17 protein-coding genes and 1 pseudogene are annotated in these 17,456 nt (G+C 46.3%); 4 read left to right on the top strand and 14 right to left on the bottom strand.

Annotated elements, in window-relative coordinates:
- Positions 1-109 precede the first annotated feature (109 nt).
- The 5 genes from EFB02_RS07420 to EFB02_RS07395 all read right to left on the bottom strand — a co-directional run bounded on the left by EFB02_RS07420 (position 110) and on the right by EFB02_RS07395 (position 5,461).
- The gene (locus EFB02_RS07420) at positions 110-589 is read right to left on the bottom strand and encodes an ABC transporter permease (RefSeq protein ID WP_122820944.1); all 480 of its coding nucleotides are present in this window, start codon (positions 587-589) and stop codon (positions 110-112) included.
- A gap of 368 nt (positions 590-957) precedes the next feature.
- Positions 958-1,560, bottom strand: a complete 603-nt coding sequence (locus EFB02_RS07415; RefSeq protein WP_122820943.1) for a DUF4097 family beta strand repeat-containing protein — start codon at positions 1,558-1,560, stop codon at positions 958-960.
- Between the two features lie 1,129 nt (positions 1,561-2,689).
- Positions 2,690-3,628 (bottom strand): alpha/beta hydrolase, encoded by a 939-nt coding sequence (locus EFB02_RS07405; protein WP_122820942.1) that lies wholly within the window; start codon positions 3,626-3,628, stop codon positions 2,690-2,692.
- An 86-nt stretch (positions 3,629-3,714) separates the two neighbouring features.
- Complete coding sequence (locus tag EFB02_RS07400; protein ID WP_200831575.1) at positions 3,715-4,062, bottom strand: MBL fold metallo-hydrolase; 348 nt, start codon at positions 4,060-4,062, stop codon at positions 3,715-3,717.
- Positions 4,063-4,828: 766 nt separating this feature from the next.
- On the bottom strand, positions 4,829-5,461 hold the full coding sequence (locus tag EFB02_RS07395) for a helix-turn-helix domain-containing protein (protein ID WP_122820941.1): 633 nt from the start codon (positions 5,459-5,461) through the stop codon (positions 4,829-4,831).
- Positions 5,462-5,934: 473 nt separating this feature from the next.
- Here EFB02_RS07395 and EFB02_RS07390 point away from each other — a divergent pair.
- Positions 5,935-6,783, top strand: a pseudogene (locus EFB02_RS07390) (IS1249 family transposase); the annotation flags it as partial.
- 178 nt (positions 6,784-6,961) lie between these two features.
- Here the strand turns inward: EFB02_RS07390 and EFB02_RS07385 are convergent.
- The 4 genes from EFB02_RS07385 to EFB02_RS07375 form a co-directional block, all read right to left on the bottom strand.
- Positions 6,962-7,141, bottom strand: a complete 180-nt coding sequence (locus EFB02_RS07385; protein ID WP_122820940.1) for a hypothetical protein — start codon at positions 7,139-7,141, stop codon at positions 6,962-6,964.
- A 5-nt stretch (positions 7,142-7,146) separates the two neighbouring features.
- Entirely contained in the window at positions 7,147-7,314 is a 168-nt protein-coding gene (locus EFB02_RS08725) for a hypothetical protein (RefSeq protein ID WP_160115397.1), read from the bottom strand.
- Positions 7,315-7,466: 152 nt separating this feature from the next.
- Positions 7,467-8,936, bottom strand: a complete 1,470-nt coding sequence (locus tag EFB02_RS07380; protein WP_122820939.1) for a class I SAM-dependent RNA methyltransferase — start codon at positions 8,934-8,936, stop codon at positions 7,467-7,469.
- Positions 8,937-8,953: 17 nt separating this feature from the next.
- Positions 8,954-11,122, bottom strand: coding sequence for an APC family permease (locus EFB02_RS07375; RefSeq protein ID WP_122820938.1), 2,169 nt, complete (start codon positions 11,120-11,122; stop codon positions 8,954-8,956).
- 90 nt (positions 11,123-11,212) lie between these two features.
- Here EFB02_RS07375 and EFB02_RS07370 point away from each other — a divergent pair, with 90 nt between their 5' ends.
- Both EFB02_RS07370 and EFB02_RS07365 read left to right on the top strand, forming a co-directional pair.
- On the top strand, positions 11,213-11,878 hold the full coding sequence (locus tag EFB02_RS07370; protein WP_122820937.1) for a potassium channel family protein: 666 nt from the start codon (positions 11,213-11,215) through the stop codon (positions 11,876-11,878).
- Entirely contained in the window at positions 11,879-12,580 is a 702-nt protein-coding gene (locus tag EFB02_RS07365) for a potassium channel family protein (RefSeq protein ID WP_122820936.1), read from the top strand.
- A 12-nt stretch (positions 12,581-12,592) separates the two neighbouring features.
- On the opposite strand, the gene EFB02_RS07360 is transcribed toward EFB02_RS07365, so the two are convergent.
- Genes EFB02_RS07360 through EFB02_RS07345 form a run of 4 tightly spaced genes read right to left on the bottom strand, consistent with a single transcriptional unit; the run spans position 12,593 to position 14,719 of the window.
- Entirely contained in the window at positions 12,593-13,330 is a 738-nt protein-coding gene (locus EFB02_RS07360) for a DUF3159 domain-containing protein (protein ID WP_122820935.1), read from the bottom strand.
- The gene (locus tag EFB02_RS07355; RefSeq protein ID WP_122820934.1) at positions 13,320-13,676 is read right to left on the bottom strand and encodes a single stranded DNA-binding domain-containing protein; all 357 of its coding nucleotides are present in this window, start codon (positions 13,674-13,676) and stop codon (positions 13,320-13,322) included. The genes EFB02_RS07360 and EFB02_RS07355 overlap by 11 nt, the downstream gene beginning before the upstream one ends.
- Complete coding sequence (locus tag EFB02_RS07350) at positions 13,676-14,407, bottom strand: DUF3710 domain-containing protein (protein ID WP_122820933.1); 732 nt, start codon at positions 14,405-14,407, stop codon at positions 13,676-13,678. The genes EFB02_RS07355 and EFB02_RS07350 overlap by 1 nt, the downstream gene beginning before the upstream one ends.
- Positions 14,408-14,416: 9 nt before the next feature.
- Entirely contained in the window at positions 14,417-14,719 is a 303-nt protein-coding gene (locus EFB02_RS07345; protein WP_122820932.1) for a DUF4193 domain-containing protein, read from the bottom strand.
- Positions 14,720-14,887: 168 nt separating this feature from the next.
- Between EFB02_RS07345 and sepH the strand changes: the two genes are divergently transcribed.
- A complete protein-coding gene (gene sepH, locus EFB02_RS07340) occupies positions 14,888-16,108 on the top strand; it encodes a septation protein SepH (protein WP_122820931.1) in 1,221 nt (406 codons plus the stop codon).
- A gap of 24 nt (positions 16,109-16,132) precedes the next feature.
- Here sepH and EFB02_RS07335 read toward each other — a convergent pair whose 3' ends face one another.
- The gene (locus EFB02_RS07335) at positions 16,133-17,302 is read right to left on the bottom strand and encodes an alkaline phosphatase family protein (RefSeq protein ID WP_122820930.1); all 1,170 of its coding nucleotides are present in this window, start codon (positions 17,300-17,302) and stop codon (positions 16,133-16,135) included.
- Positions 17,303-17,456 lie beyond the last annotated feature (154 nt).

The following is a 17,456-nucleotide window of genomic DNA, read 5'->3' as shown; positions in this document are numbered from 1 at the left end:
TTGGATGAAACCTTTCAAAACTAGCGGACACTCCCTCGACACGTGCGATTGTAAGGACGTCAGCAGCTTTCACTCCCCATCCAGAGAAAACACTTCTGACAGTTATTCGTCAAAATAAAGTTAATAGACATCCGTCAACTAGCGCCACGAAAAAGTAGAGCAACAGCGCTCTTATAAATGCCTCGATATGCTTTTTCGGATCTCTATAAAGCTCTTTTTGCGGTATTTTCGATAATCTTATCCGCTCGCTATTCCTCCACCACAGCAGATCAATGACGAGCAGGTCGAAAACATTTAAGGTCTGCCCCAGAATCAGCAAACATATAAAGTTATAAGCGAAGTTTTCCTGGCGAATAGGGATTCCCAAAAGCAAAAATAAGAGGGTAAATACGATAAAATTTGCTACCCAGATACGAACTTTCCCTGTTTCCTTAAACTTTCCGCGATACTCGGCAATCTCTTGGATGCGGTTTTGAACTTTATCCGGATAGGAACTGTAATATTTTAAATTTTTCTGATCCGTGCCAGTCCCTAAGTAGCAGACCCCAAAGAACACCACACACAAAATAACCGTTTCGATAAAAAGCATACGCGTCCCCTACCACCGAAGCAGACTAAGTAAACATACCTGCACGAGTCAGTTTATAGCGTTGATTGTTTCCACCAACAATAAAACTGGCTTCAGAAACTGCGAGTAAGCCCGTATTGACCGCCACGGATTAAACATTTAACGGTACTCCCGGGAATCCCCTGCAATCCATGAGAAAAATAAACCTCCCATTACGCACATGGTAAGAAAACAACACACTCAAAAAATTAATTAAGAGCTCAGGTAATACGTCTCCACTTTTTGGATACACAGCATGGATATTGGGTGCACATTTTAACGATAGGAAAAGCTATCGCTACAAGGTTTGATTTGACTTAATATCTTTTTAGGAAAACGCCTCAATCTTATTACTGCACTACAGCTTTTCCATTCAAGCAATGCACAGCATAGTGAATATATCCATCTGTTTTGCACCCAAGATTGAGCTTATTCTTATCAGAAACCTCGGTAATACCATTCTCACAAACTACTTCAAGACAGGCATCCTTGGTAATTTCGCCTTCTAAAACACTCGTGCCATTTAACGTATCCACCATACAAGAAGCAACCGCCTTAACATTATGCGCCACAGCGGAACCATTAAGACACTTCAGAAAAACATCATCCGCCTGAACATTGCTTACTTCCACCTTGCCATTATGAACTTCTGCATAAATCTTGTTAGCTTTAATATCTGTTACTAATACTTGATTAGACTCAGCTTCAATCTCACAAACATCAACATTCTCAGGCAACGTAACAATGACTTCTGGATTGCCTTTAACTAGCCACCTAAACCAGTAAAAAGCCGAAACCTTTTCTGTTTGAACAAGTTTTATTCCGTCTTGATTTTCTTCTATCTCAAATATATCTTTTTCACAATTAATATAGCTAATGTTAAAAGAATCAGCTCTTCTAACAGTTAAGCTAATATCTCTCGTTTTTGCCACAAATTTGCTAATATTTGCCACTTGAGCACCACCTTGTTAATGAGTCGCCTACCCTAATTATTCAACTAACATACCACCAATTTCGCACCAGGATAATAAGCCTAAAACTCATTTCCAACCTGAAAACTTGTATGCAAAGGGGGCATCTTTTAACGCTAAAATACTGCGCACTCGACCTTAAATCGTTGCTAGTTTCCGCATACAGCAAAACCGCACTTAAAAAACCCGCCGGGAATCATCCTAAGCCGCCGCCTACAAACTTTTTACCCTGCCCTCGGAAAACCCCTGCGCTGCATGAATAAAAATGCAGCACAGATTACGAACGCGATAGCAAAGCAACAGACTCAAAATGTATCAAGACTACCCCGATGATAACCCAGCATCAAGAAAAGAGCCTTAACTATCGTTGCCGGATCGAAGCCGGCAAAGAGAATGTCGTATAATGGTGGAGGTCAAATATCAAAGATTACAGCTATTGTCATTCTGACCAGAGCGGCTCGTATGATATCCATAAATCACTCTCACAATGGTTGTTGGTCAAAATAGAGTCAATAGATATCCGTCAAGCACAGCGACAAAAAATACAAAACCAGCGCTCTTAAAAAAGCTTCAATGTGCTTTTAGGATTTTGGTAGAGTTCCTTTTGCGGTATTTTTAATAACCTAATCCTCTTTGCGTTTCTCCACCATAGTAGATCAATAACGAAAAGGCCAAAAGCACTTAACGTCTCACCTAAAATCAGCAAGCATAGAAAGTTATGCATAAAGTTCGTCTGAATGATTACAATTCCAAAAATTAAAACAAAACGCTAAACAGTACAAATTCGCGATTCATGCGGCGAATCTGCCTGTTTCCTTATATTTACCTGATACTCTTCAATCTCTTTGATTTGCTTTTGAATTTCGTCAGGATAGGACATGTAATTTCTCAAATTTTTCTCGTCCGTGCCGGTACCCCAAAAAACAGAGCGCAAAAAATGCAGAGCATAAAATGACGGTTTCAATTACAAGGTTAGATTTTCAAATCTCTTCTTTTCACACGTTCCACCGATGACATATTATCCATAACAGGCGATTTGTCTTGAGTTATCCTTCTATAAATAAGAACTCCGACTTCTCGCATTTCCAAATTCCTCTTCTTCATCTTTAGATTACGATTTCAATAATTCAACAATTTGATCCTGCGCCTCTCTTCCCTCTCTAAAAAACCTCGCCATAGGATAGCAGTGACACATTCCCTTACCAACAACGATTTCATAGGGGGCATGGTATTTTTCCATGGCTTTTCTAAATTCTCCCGCAAAGGCGTAGAGGCATTCATTTTCGCCGTAATAAAAATATGCTTTCGGAAAGTCGGTAAAATCTCCTACCGTTCCGTCTAACATATATTCCGGTAAATCTTCATCTCCCTTTAAAATTTCTCTTGCAGTTTTAATATATGTAGGTTCAATCATTATGTCTCTATGATTAAGTTCGTTTAACCTCTCCCATATTCCCTTATTTTTGTCAAGACTTACATCGGGAATTCCGCCCGGAGAAACTGAAATAATTTTGCCGGGCATTTTAAGAGGTCTACCTAAAGCATTATTATGTAAAAAAATTCCGATAGATAGGCACGCACCCGACGAGAATCCAAGGACGCTGATATTTTCTGCCTTATAAGTTTCCGTCATTAACTTATAGGTTTCGAAACAAACTTCATAGGTTTTATCAACCTTTACATCCTCCGAACAAAGAGGATAAAATAAAAACCAAACATCTTTTCCCGTCTTTTCCATGATTCTTTCTGCCAAAGGAAAATCCAACTTATTCGGTTGTGTAATCATTCCTCCGCCGAAGAGATAGAGAACCGCCGCATGAGACAGACTCTTATTTTTTTGATATAAAATCAGCCTGTATCCCATAACATCTCTGTCGTAAAGATAATACTTTTTTCTCTTTGCCCTCTTCAGTGCCTTTTCTAAATTGAATACTTCTTTTGCATTTTCTCCCTTTGCATACTCAAGCATTTCTTCTTTGTTCTTTAAAAACATTTTTTTGACATTTAATAGTCTCACTATTCCTGACGCAAGTTTATAATTCAAACTCATTTTATTTACTCCTTTGACTATGAAGGCTTTACAGTTTTGATAGACGCAGACGCATGATCATCGTCTTCTTCCCCGGTCGGCATTCTTCATTGAAAGTCGGCTGATGAAGTTTGCGCGCTTACAAAGTACTTGTTTTCTTCCTCGCCCATATAAACTTTGGCATTTGGAAACATATTGCGCCCGCTTTTATCAATGCCGCCCGCATGATCGGTATCAAAACGCGTTAAAAACAAGTGCTTAATGTTTTCCGGCATAATATCTATTTTCTGAAATTCCTCGTCAATACCCTTATAGTTAATATGACCGCTGTCAAATGCAACCGTTTTTCCATTTTTAGGATAAAACCAAAAATTTACATCATATTCTCGGATGCAGATTAGTCCTTCTTGTAGCACACCTGTTTCTTCCGGCTTACAATAATATTTACCCCGCATGGTAAGAGGCTTTATCTTATCATCGAAAAGATATAACAATCTGATAATTTTAAGTCTCCTTTTTTAAACACCATTATTTCAAAAAAGCAAAGAATAATTCAGTATGAAGAATTATAAACCCCCACTTCGCAGGGTGGGTGCAAAGTGGGTGCACCTTTTAACGCTAAAATCCTGCGCACTCGACCTTAAATCGTTGCTATGTTTCCTCATACAGAAAAACCTCACGTAAAAAAGCCGCCGGGAATCATCCTAAGCCGCCGCCTACCAAACTTTTTAACCTGCCCTCAGAAAACCCCTGCGTTACATGAGTAAAACGCACCACCCATTACGTACGCGATAGCAAAGCAACACACTCACAATGAGTGGAGAGAACTCCTAGTACGTCAGTCCTTTTTCGAGTGCACACTTTCGTATCTTTATGCAGGCAGAAACATCGAAAATATTACCAACAACAAATAATGAACATTCGACAATATATGACATATCTTTCTAAAAGCCCAATGTAACGTTTTATATGGTCAATATCACGACTTGGTGCCAATGAACTTTTTTGACGCATAGGTCGAATATTTTCAGTAGACTAGCTAGATGTAAAGAATATGCATTTTTATATGTGTGTAAAAGTCGAATTTCATTTCTTATGATCAACTGTCACGTAAAAACACTAAAAGCATGTACAGAACGCGGAAAATAAAAATCAGGAGAATATGGAAATCAAAACTGAAAACCACATTCTTCTGACCAATTCCCAACCAACTACCGGTTCTTACTTATCACACAACTTACCAACTTGTGTAAATTCCTTATCCCCAATACGCATCTTCTTATCGGTGAACTTTAATCGCATCATTCTGCTAATAATATGCTCATCCGTTACCAGCACAAAAAATTGCTTTTCTTTTTTATTCACCAAGTAATACTGTTCACTGCCAATACTCTCTACCGCTTTACCGAATGCAAACGTATCAAAGAAAGGAATACCACCAAACAAAGTAGTAATCCACCCGATAAAATTATCCATAAACTTTTCAGACGAATTTGGAATAAACTTCGTCACCGTGAGCATAATAATTTCAGCATCTGCATATTCATCGCGAATAATTTGTTCCTTCATCTTGATTTTCTTACGAACACCCAATTTTGCATTAAGACCATACTTCGCTAAATCAATAGGCTTCTTAATGATTGACAAATCAATAGCATTGTCTTTATCCAACAAATAGTCGACAGTAACACCCAGCGCATCCGCAATCACCTTCAAATTTGCAACATCCGGCAGACCGCGCCCACCTTCCCACTTAGCTACCGCAGAACGAGAAACCATAATCATTTCAGCAAGTTCTTCCTGAGTTAAACCCGCTTCCACGCGCGCATTTCTGATTTTTTCTCTTAACAACATCGTATAACTCCTTTCATTGGCCATAAGTTTTCGTTCTTAACGATTATTTGTTTTGCTCGTAATGCAATTAATAATCGCACTGCGTAATTACAGGCTAACGAGCAACATATGAATAGAAAAGGAACGAACGAGAACACAAGCGTTACGAATCGTAACATGGCATTTTCTTAGCACACGCGCACATACTTATGTGAAAATAGCTGTTTCAAAAGAATTTTATATAAAACTACCAGAGAACGTACAAAATCCAAGGTGCACGAGCCATACAACACAACGCACCGAAGACCGATATCCACCTCATTGCTCTGCTCTCATTCATGCCAATCCCCAACAACGAACGTACGGGATAAGGCAACAGAAACATACGTTTGTTGCCAAGCGCATATCAGAATCGACAAGCGCAAGGATCCAAGCGCGCAACAACAGCTGCCAATCCAGCTTTGACATCAATACTATAGTCTCGACGTGGGTAGTGTTTATTAACCGCTGTAAGCAAGGGTAAAGTTATTGCTTTGCAATGGTGCAATAGAGAAAATACTGAAACATATAAGAGTTTACTTAATAATTTATTACCTCCTACTGTTGTTATTACTGACGGGAACGCTGGCGCGTTGAGCGCTATTAAACAAGTTTGGCCAGAGACTCGAGTACAACGCTGTTTAGTACATATTAAACGTAATATACGCGTATTAACTACAAGCAAACCTAGGCTGCAATCACATAAGGCTTTGTGGGGTTTAGCTAAAAAGTTAGTCAAAATCAGAACGTTGAAAGAATCTGATTTATGGGTTAATTTACTACAGAAATCTTATAACCAGTGGAAAGATCGGCTTAACCAAAAAACGTTCCGTAGGAATGTTTCTGAAGAAAATATTCCTTCTTGGGTAAGAAGTAATCAACAATGGTGGTATACACATCAGACTGCAAGAAAAGCTTATAATCTGCTTGCTAGACAAGTTAAAAATGGTACTCTGTTTACTTTTCTTGATCCTTTACTATTAGAGAAAACGAGTGTTCCTATTCCTAGTACTACGAATACTTTAGAAGGTTGCATAAATTCACAGATAAAGAAATTGGTAAGTGTTCATAAAGGATTATCTGAAGATCACATGCGTAGAGCTATAGAATGGTGGTGTTACTTCAATAGTGAAAATCCTTCAAATTCTAAACAATTTATAACTTCTGAATGTTTTAAACCAAAAACTAAAAAAATTATTATTGATGATAATCCAATTGGACCAGCTCATTTAGACACTGAATTTGACTTATATAAAGCTGACTATCATCCAGATATTTCAATCAGAAAAGGGACTATGCGTTAACGACACGCCGACCAATAGACACACTTTTTGGCCGATTACCCTAACTAATCACCGGCTAAACAGGACGGACATTGAGCCTGACTTTAAGATTCATAAAAAGAAGTGACTGTTACTGACAGAGATCAGTAATAGCCACCCAACGTGAGATATTCAACTATTGACTTGAACCAAACAAAATTCAATCAGTCTTTCGAAGGACAGTCTTAAGCGAGATCACTGTGACACCAACAACAAAAGAGGTAAAACCAATTCTAATAGCAAGTGTGCCATCCCATATTAAGGCAATCAGCATCGCGATTAAGGCAACCGTCAAGCCGAATATCGCCACTTCACGGCAAAAACGAACGACCTTGTCCATTATCCTTAACCTCTCCACCAGTGCCAAGCTTCTTTAGCTGCGCATCCGACCACGTAGACGCCTAGCCAAGCTGCAAAACCCGCAGGAGTAGATTTGATAATCTGCTTCAGAACAACATCTCCTGCTTTTTTCTTAAACTCTTTCTCGGCGTATTTCTTTAGCAAATCCGCCACCTTATTCCAAGCTTTCTCGTAAATATATTGATCTAGTTTATTGTAATCAATCTGGAATGGAGAGAACCCTAAAACGCCTGTAACAACGCATTTGTTGCCAAGCGCATATCAGAATCGACAAGCGCAAGGATCCAAGCGCGCAACAACAGCTGCTAATCCACTTTTGACATCAATACAACACACTCGACGTGGTGGGTGTGGGGGAAGAGGTCGTAGGCCTGTAAGGACGCAATCTGGTAGCCGTGGGATACGGCAACTTTTAGGTCGCGGGCTAGGGCTGCCGGATCGCAGGCGACGTAAATAATCCGCTCTGGCTCTAGGCTTGCCAGCGCTGCCATCACTTTTTGTCCCGCGCCGCTGCGTGGAGGATCCATTACCACTAGGGGTGGTGCCTTCATCTTGTCGGCATAATCCGCGAGCGCCCGGGCATCTACCCGCCCAGCGTGGATCTGCAGGTGCCCAGGCGCTCCAGAAAGATTCTTGCGCGCCATTTTTACTGCCGGCTTCGACCCCTCCAAAGTAGATAGCCGTCCTCCCCTGTCCAAAATCTTGGCTAGAGGACGCGAAAACAGCCCGGCACCTGAGTACAGTTCCAGGATTTCTTCCCAGCGCCGGTTACCTGGTATCAGCAGACGGTCATTACTCCCGATAGTCTTGATACTCCCGCTCGCCTCGTTGCTATCGACAAACTCACCGGATCCACCATTTCTTACGCCCTTACCTGAAGGCGAAAGTGCGTCTCTATTCATTACGCGGGCACTAGTAGCTGCTGCTATTACCTGCTCACACAAAACCTGTGCCGCTTGGCGATGCGCCTGCCAGAAACCACTCGGAGCCACCAGGTAGTCTCCGAAACCGGGAACCGTTAAACGCACATTCCTTTCTGCGACCGGATGAGCCGATTCGTCAAAGAGGGCGTGCCCATTCCATACCCGCAGCCCATCAGCGCTCGCCCAAGTACGAATCCGCCCTCCCGGCTTTAAAACTTTGCTCCAGCTGTCGGGGTTGCTAAATAAAGACGAGTCACTAATCATCGGATCCGCCAGGGGAAAACTAGTAATCTCTACCAGTTCTTCCCCGCGGAACTTAGTCATCGCCAGATGCTTGGCAGTACTAATCTCAAAATCAGCGCGCAAACGGTAACCTAAACCATCGTCGCTGCTAGCGTTATCCGTACCCTCACCGCAGGTGGCACCTGTAGCTGAATCTCTGCACCGATGACCCGTGCCCGCGTGCGCAGCGTTTACACCCTCACAGCGCAGCTCGCCCCCACTAGCAGTCAACGCTTGCGCGTAAACGTCCTCTCCTCCCAGGCGCCGCAGACAATCCGCCAACACCTGCGCTTTCCAGGTGCGTTGGAACGCCAGCTTCACGTGGCAAAGATCTGCCCCGCCAGTTCCTGCCGGGCCACCCAGAGCCCACACCGGTACTTGCCGTTGCTCAGAAGCCTGAAGAACTTCGCTGACTTCGGCAAAAATAACTTTGCCTTTTTTAGCAACCGGGACGGCTTTTACCTGTTCCCCCGGCAGCCCGAAACGCACCATATAGGTTTGACCATCCCGATGTGCCAGACAGTAACCGCCGTGGACGGGACGCAATAGTTTCAATAAAACTTCGCTCATCAATTACTTCTCGATATTTAAAAATCAGAGGAAAAATCGGGTTGAATCTCTTCTTTACTTTGAGTTTTCTCCCCTAACGAGGGCGGGTCAATCCCCCAGCCACCATGGACGTTATCAAACCAGGGAAGATGAGCATCTTCACCTATAAAAGCACCTCGCGTTATATCTTGAGATCTTCCTCTGAAAATCTGATTTGAACTGCGATATTCTTCGGGAGGGCGCAGCGGTTCTATCCCCGCCAGACGATCAGCACGCGCCTGGCTATGAGAGAAATTCCACGGCACCAGTACCACCAACACCCCTGGTAGCTCTCGCAACTGGCGACGAATGCGGTAAACAGAACGGTTATGCAAGAATTTTTGCCACGGATGTTTAGCCAAATAGCAGGGAATATAAACTATTACTAGATCCCGGGGCGAGCGATGACGCACCGACCGCACATGCTGAATCAAAGGCCCGGTAATATCGCGGAAAGGTGAAGCTAAAACCGTCAACGGCACTTCCACCCCGCTCTTTATCCAACTTTGCTTTAAACGTTCGAAGTCATCAGGTTCAATCTCTATATGTACTAGCGATAGCGAGGCCGGGTGACAGGCACGCGCATAGGCAATGGCTCGCATAGTAGGTTTGTCCAGGCTCGATACCAACACTAGGCTCTGCACCCGAGAGGGCAGGAAGCGTTCAGTTGCAAAATCACTTACCCGGGTCTGCGAGGCAGTGGCTCTATAGTATTTCCCAATTGCTCGCAGCAATCCAAACATTACTATCATCATTACCAAGGCAGCCCACGTGCCTTGCGTAATCCGAGAAACGGTCACCACTACCAGTACAGTAGCGGTAAAGATAAAACCAATCGCATTGACTACCCACCGTCGTCGTAATATTTTCCGATTGGTTTTAAAAGTGTGCATCCGCAGTTTCGTGTTCCAATATCGCAGCATGCCCGCTTGAGACAGGGTTAAAGAAATGAAAACCCCTACGATATACATCTGGATTAGCCGAGGAGATTCTGCTCCCGTCAAAGTAATCAAGATTGCCGCTATCAATGCCGGAATGCAAATAACTGGCGATAAAGAACGCCTATCGGAACGCCGATAAATCTGCGGTGGTAAGAACCCGTCCCGAGAAAGCACCTGAGTCAATTGTGAGAACCAGTTAAAAGCACTATGAGCAGCAAATACTAGGATAACAGCAGTTACTGCAGTCACCAGATAGGCCATGAAAGGATAAGCCGCGAATACCGTATGTGCAATTTGCGCGATTACCGGGGGAACCTCATAGGCAGCCAGTGAGCGATCACCGGACAATAATTGATAATCAAAAGCGGGAATTTTTACCCCAGTTACTTTCGCCAGGTGTAGCACTGAAAGCATCATTACCGCGCTAATTACTGCAAATAAAGCAAGCGTTATTCGAGCATTTTTGGGACGTGGCTTCATAAAAGCAGGTACCCCGTTACTGATTCCTTCTACCCCGCTCAAAGCTACGCACCCTCCCGAGAACGCCCGCAAGAGCAGTAAAAATCCCCCCAGACCCGTAATTCCAACTTCATATGGCTCTGCGGGTAAAAGTTGCATAGCTGCAGTGTCCGCTTGCCCCAAGGAACCGAGCGCTTCTTGGACAAAGCCAAAAATAGCCAGGACGGCAATTACGGCCATGAAAAGGTAGGCGGGAATAGCAAATAGCTGTGCCGACTCGCGCAATCCTGACAGGTTCAACAAGGTCAATACTGCGATTACCACTAACGACACCCACACCTGATGAAGGCTCAGTGCGGGGAACAGTGCTGCCACATAGCTAGCACACACCGAAGTAGACACCGCGATAGTTAACGAATAATCAACAAGCAGGGCACTCACGGTCACCAGCGACGCAGCTTGCCCTAAGTTTTGCCGTGCTACCTCATAGTCTCCGCCTCCCCGAGGATAGGCCAGCACCACCTGACGATAGGAAATAATTATCACCGTCATGACCGCAAAAACTGCTACACCCACCCATAGGGAAATCCCGGAGGCAACGATACCTCCCAGCCCTAAAGTCAAGAGGATTTGGTCGGGAGCATAGGAAACCGAAGAAAGCGCATTGGAGGCAAAAACCGGCAGCGCATAGCGTTTCGGCAACCCGGTTCGCGAGCGATGACGTTCGCGAATAACTGGGGTCTCAAAGCGATCTTTCACGTCCTTCACATCCCGATCATCCCACTATCTAGCTAAAATCGATAGTTTCAAAGCTAAAAGTAAGCTGAAAATAGCAGCAAAAAGGTTTACGCTACTTGCATGCACTTCGTAGTTTTAGGCTCAGGACGAGTAGGCGCCCGAGTCGCGCAAGCCCTAGATGAGCAGGGGCACTCGGTGGCCATTATTGATTCCAATCCCGAGGCCTTCCGAAAATTACCCGCTAACTTTACCGGACAAAAAGTTTCCGGGATGGGATTTGACCGGGAAGTATTAGAGCGCGCCAACATCGAAGAGGCCTATGCTTTTGCGGCTATTTCTAACGGCGACAACACCAATATCTTGGCGGCACGCATAGCCCGGGAAACCTTTGGGATTGACCGGGTAGTAGCCCGAATCTACGATATTCGCCGCGCCGAAATTTATCGAAAACTGGGAATCAACACTACTTCCCCAGTATCTTGGACAGCATCAGAAATGCTGCGCCAGATGCTTCCGGATGATACCCAGGTAGCCTACTCTGATTCCGTTTACCAAGTGAAGGTACTGCGGATTATCCCCAGTGAGCATTGGGTGGGAGTGTCCCTGCAAAAAACGCAGAAACTGCTAGATATTAAGGTTGCCTATATTGGGCGCGATGGCGAACCCTATTTCAACCTTTCATCCTTGGTAATTCAAGATGGCGACGAGCTTATTTGTACCGTTCCTTCCCAGCGGGCCACGCAAATCGAACGGGCTTTTAAACGCCCCCCGAAACAGGAGGTTTAAATGCGAATCGTAATCGCCGGAGCCGGCTCCGTGGGGCGCTCCATCGCCCGCGAACTAGTCACTAATGGTTATGAAGTGACCTTGATTGATAACCATTCTGCGCGGATGGAAGTAGCCTCGATCCCCCAAGCAGATTGGGTGTTAGGTGATGCCTGTTCCTTGGAGACTCTCTCAAAAGCCGAGATTAGCCAAGCTGACGTAGTGGTCTGCGCTACCGGCAATGACAAAGTTAACTTGGTAGTTTGCCTGCTGGCGAAAACTGAGTTCGGGGTACCGAAAACGGTGGCGCGAGTTAATAACGCGAAGAACGAGTGGCTATTTGATGATGCCTGGGGGGTTGATGTGGCAGTGTCAACTCCCAGAGTAATGACTTCCCTGGTAGAAGAAGTAGTTTCCGTAGGGATTCCTGTTCATCTATTCCGCTTCCACACTTCCGATACCAATATGTATTCCCTGACAGTACCGGAGGATTCTCCTCTAACCGGAAGGCCGCTCTCCGCCCTCAATCTGCCACCCTCGGTGGTGCTAGCAGCGGTATTGCGTGATTCGCGTCCACTTTCTCCGCGCTCAGATACTCTGCTACAAGGCTTTGACGAACTGCTGATACTGTTTAGTTCCGAAACTAAGGAAGATTTAGAGCAAATAAGCGCACTATTTGCTCCCCCTGCCGAAGAAGTAACCGACCCCGCGCAAGAAGACTAGCTAGGGCACAGATTAGGCATTTTCTACGCGTAGACGGCTGGTCTCAGCGCGCATTAACACCCAATTGAAATAGCCTATGAGGGCGAATGCGGGCAAGCCCAGGATTAGACGTGCCGCCCCTAGGGGTACCAACAGATTCGCATAGTAAAGCGGAAGTTCCACCGCTAGACGCAGGGTAAAAAGCCCTATCCACAGCCAGGTACAAATCCTGGAAAGTTTATAAAAATTCTTGGCATCTTTCTTACGCCAACCATCCAGTTTGCCGATCGCTCCGGCTAACAGCCAGCCGATTGCAGGCCGGCGAGCCAGGATAGTTAGCAACAAAACCGCGGAATAAACCCCGTTTATCCAAAAACCAAAGGCAAAAAAGTTTTCGACTTGCCCGCTGCGCCAAGCCCAAAACACACTAATCAGGGTACCTGCCAGACCAGCAAGCACCTGCCGCAAACTCTGGTGGCGTAGCAAGCGAATAACCCCAAAAATCAGGGTCGCTGTCAGTGCCAGCACCACCGGCTCAAGCAAGGATTGGGTAAGGGGATAGATTACCACCACCAAGATGGTGGGCAAGGTAGCCTCTAACGCCCCCCAAGGCCCGCCAATTGCCTCCCGGATGGAGAAATGTTGCGAGCCAATTTGTGCCCTCAATCCGCTAACCTGTCCCGAGGCAATTGTCGAGTTGTTGCCCGGTAAAGAGGAATCATTGGAATTATCCGATTCCACGCCCGCCGCCTCTAAAGGATTAATGTTCATCAGCTATAACCGGCTCAATCTGGAAAGTTGGATTAATGACGCACAGTCCATTGGAACGAGAAATAACCATTCCCTGCACCGCTAAGCGGATTCCGGCTTTAATGCCAGGAACGCTTTTTCGTCCTAGCCAAAGCACTTCTATCGAACCGGTACCGTCAAACAGGGTAGCGGTGAAAGAACCCGCCGCGGTACGCGGCGGGAAAGTAACCGAACGTAAAACCCCATATAGAGAGGCTTTTTGCCGCTCAGCTACGTCACAGACTTTAGAGGCTACCGGAACTTTAGCGTTTGTCGCTGGCATGACTTTGCTCGCTTGCCCACCGGTGGTGGCCATCTCGCTATTCACTACTCGCCTGCTTCCAGTTGTTCCCGCACCTGTTGAGGAAGCACGATTGGCAATAGCTCACCGGGAACTCGTGCCTCAGTCCCACGCACCACCTCTAGGCCATGCAACACTTCCAATAGCTGCTGTCGACTATTTTCATCTTCAGCAGCCAGGCCGCGCACAATTACCCGCAACAGCCAACGCTGCCCCTCAACTCCCCATAAAAGCAGAGGCAAAGCCCCCTCTCCGGCCGATCTCCCTTCTGGAATCGGACGCGCCAGGATAGCTTCCCCAAAAGGACCTGGTAGCGGGAAAATCTGATATTCCTGAGACTTAAGCTGTTCCGCCAGCTCTTCGCGAATCTGATCCCAAAGTCCTCCCGAGCGTTGCATCGCGAAAGCAGAAAGCTGCATTTGCGCAGTTCCCGCCACTATTTCGATTGCCAAAATATGCTCATGCTCATCTTGAACCGGGAATATTTGCAAGCCGGTAATCAGCGGAACCCGAATGGCTCCCAAATCCAGGAATTCACTACCTTCCGGAGACTCCCCCTCGTTATAAGGGCCGAGCTTTTCTGAGGATCCCTCGCTGGACGCCGCGGATCTATCCGCTGGTGAAACCGCCTGATCCTGTGGGATAAATGCCACAGCAGGGAACGATTCAACCAGTCTACTAGGATTACGCAAGCCTGCCCCCTCCTGAGAGGAATCACTCTGAAGGACGCGTTTGCGACGCGGAGGAAAGAATTTCATAACGCCAATCTATTCGGCGCAGTCGCGGCAAACCGGTTTGCCGTCAACTGCTCCCGCCAGGCGAGAGCGGTGCTGAACTAGGAAACAAACCGAGCAAGTGAATTCATCATCTTGTGCCGGAATCACCTGAACAGAAAGTTCCTCACCGGATAAATCGGCTCCGGGAAGCTCAAAATCCTCTGCAGCTGCATTTTCGTCCTCATCGACTTCGGAGGATCCACTGGCCTCCGCACGACGAGCCTTCAGCTCTTCTAGAGAATCCTGTTCGACTTCCTCTTCATTTTTACGGGGGGCGTCATAATCTGTTGCCACGGTTCGTCCCTTCTTAAAGCGATAATTTGGTCTTCGGTTAAATAAACAATAGACGCGGGGATATTAACACTTCAAGCCCTAAAATGCTAGATACGACAGACACACCGCGGCTAATAGTCAAAAATTCACCGCTAACGTGGCAATCTCGAAGCAAGGGAACGGAGGAATATGAAAGACCTAGAGCTGTTGGGATTGCACCCAGATGGTAATCAGCTGATTCTCAACGACGAGGAAGGCACCCGCTATGCCTTGGCAATTACCCAGGAGTTACGTGATGCTGTACGTCCCGAGCGCCCCAATCTAGAGGCGATTCAAACTCCTAAAAAAACAGTTCCACCTCGCAAGATTCAAGCCCTATTACGCGCTGGCAGCACTATCAGTGAAATCGCAGACAAGTTCGAGATTCCAGAAGACAAGGTAAGCCGCTATGCAACCCCGATTTTGGCCGAGCGTCGCCACGCCGCAAACTTGGCGCAAGCCTGCCAGGTGGGAGGGGAATCAGATTCTCCTCACTTGGGTGAATTAGTTATTGACCGTCTAGCAGCACGTGGAGTTTCCGCAGATTCTCTGCGTTGGGACGCGGTTCGCGGAGGGAAAGGCCCTTGGGAAATTATTCTGACTTTCACCCAGGACGCCCGGGATCTTACTGCTCGCTGGAATATGGAGCCAGGAGCCTCCACGGTTAGTGCACTTGACCAAGAAGCTATCTGGCTAACCGAATCTTCCCAACCAGCCTCCAAAGTATCTAGTTTTGAAGAGTTTTTCCCTCTTCCTTCACCACAACCCACCCCTCCGGAAAAGCCAGATACCGGTACCGATGCGCTCTTAGATGCACTGGCAGCTGCGCGAGGAAAAAGGGACGCAACTCCTGATATGCAACTTACGGAAGACCCTGATGAGCTGGAAGAACTTGCCAGTTTTGAGGAGGGAAAGTTCAGCGATTCCCTGCCGGAAGATACCTTAAAAAAGCAGGCAGAAATAGTTTCCTTACATGGCAAACCCGATAGCAGGATTCCGGTTACCTCTGAATCTCCTTACCACCCCGGGTTAGCTGAGCACTCTTCCGACGAAATCTGGGACTCCCCTGAACCTACCTTTACCGGTACATTGTCCGAAACCGAAGCGCTAAATCTGGATTTGACTCGACGAACCCCTATTGACAGTACGAATGAACCGGATCCCCCTTCTCGCCCAGCACCCCCGCCTCCAGCTGGAGAAGAAATTAACAGTGCGCCAGTCTTGCCCGGGATGGAAAATGTTGAGGACAACGATAAAACTGTCCTTGCCTCGCGGGATAACGTTTCTAAATCCAAGGGCAAGCATCGCAGATCTGGACGAAAATCCATTCCCAGCTGGGATGATATCGTATTTGGAACCAAACCGCGCTAGCGCTAAACCGGCGGTACGCTCTCTCTAGACAATAATCAAGGGGATTTCCATCTCTGCCTTGGTTAAAGAACCATGTACCCCCACCATTTTTAAAACCCCGTGGCTCTGAAAGCGGGAATCCACGAACTGGTAGTTTTCTTTTGCGAAAATAGTGAAATCGCCGATGCGATTAGGATCGCAAATTTCCCCGTAAACCCGGCGGTAGTCTGCTATTACCTGGCCACGTTCAGCAACCAGTTTTTTCCACATAGCAAGCACCTGAGCTTTAGGAAGATTTCGGGTGCGATTGCCGGCAGGCTCCTCCCCTAGATACTGCTCTTTAAGATGAACCTGGAGGGCACGCGGCTCCCCTGAAACTGTAGCTACCTGGGAGGAAAGCTTAGAGGCAGCCAAATCTATAGTGGTTTCCGAAGTAACGTTTACCATCCCGTGATCTGCGGTTATCACCAGGACAACATCTTTTGGTAACCGGGCACGTAACTCAGATAATGCCCGGTCAACAGTCTCTAATTCTTGCAACCATAAGGGATGCGACCAGCCGTGATTATGCCCCCAGTGATCAAGCTGCGACCAGTATAAATAAACATAATCGGCACCTTGCTTAAAGGCCTGTAGGGCGTGAGAACAACGCTGGGCAAGTTCCGTGGATATCTTAAGGCTGGCATCTCGTAAAGTAATTTCGCTAAGTCTAGAGCCCACAAAATCGGGAGGAACCAATGCCTGGGTTTTAAGATCTCGCTGACGGGCACGAGTAAAATAAGTGGGCTGGTCACTCCAGGAACGCGTCGAGCGGCTAAAACCCTCAAAAGTAATCAGGTTGAGGACACGTCTAGCCACCGGATCCCAACACTGATATCCCAACATCCCAGTTTCGGCGGGGGAAAGTCCCGTATGCAGACTAGAGAGAGCAGCCACCGTGGTGGAAGGCACGCAGGTTCTAACTGGTTGTCCCCAGGCGTCCTCTGCCTGCTTCAGGTAAGGACGCATAAAAGGAATATGCCCCCGCCTAGACATAAGCAACTGCTGCCCCATACCATCTATCGCCACTAGGCATAACCGCCGCTTACCTTCCCCCATTAGTTGGCGAAATATTGAAGAAAACTTAGTCTCCTCCTGCCAATGAAGCGCCCCAAAAGCGGTGGGTAAAATATCCCAAATTCGCATTCCAGACAATGTTTTTTCCCGGTGACTCATACCTCTTATGTTCTCATATCCGCGAGCCGAATCTGACTAGAGCTAAGTTTTTTGCTTTGATAAGAAGGTGAGTAAAAAGTCGAATGAACCCCGTCAGCCTGACCTGTTTTCTACAGCTATTCCTGCTAGTGGCGAAGTCGACCAACCGAAAGCT

Source organism: Varibaculum vaginae (assembly GCF_900604285.1).
Classification (GTDB): Bacteria; Actinomycetota; Actinomycetes; order Actinomycetales; family Actinomycetaceae; genus Varibaculum; species Varibaculum vaginae.
Note: the sequence above shows the minus strand (reverse complement) of the source record. Positions and strands in the feature narration are given on the sequence as shown.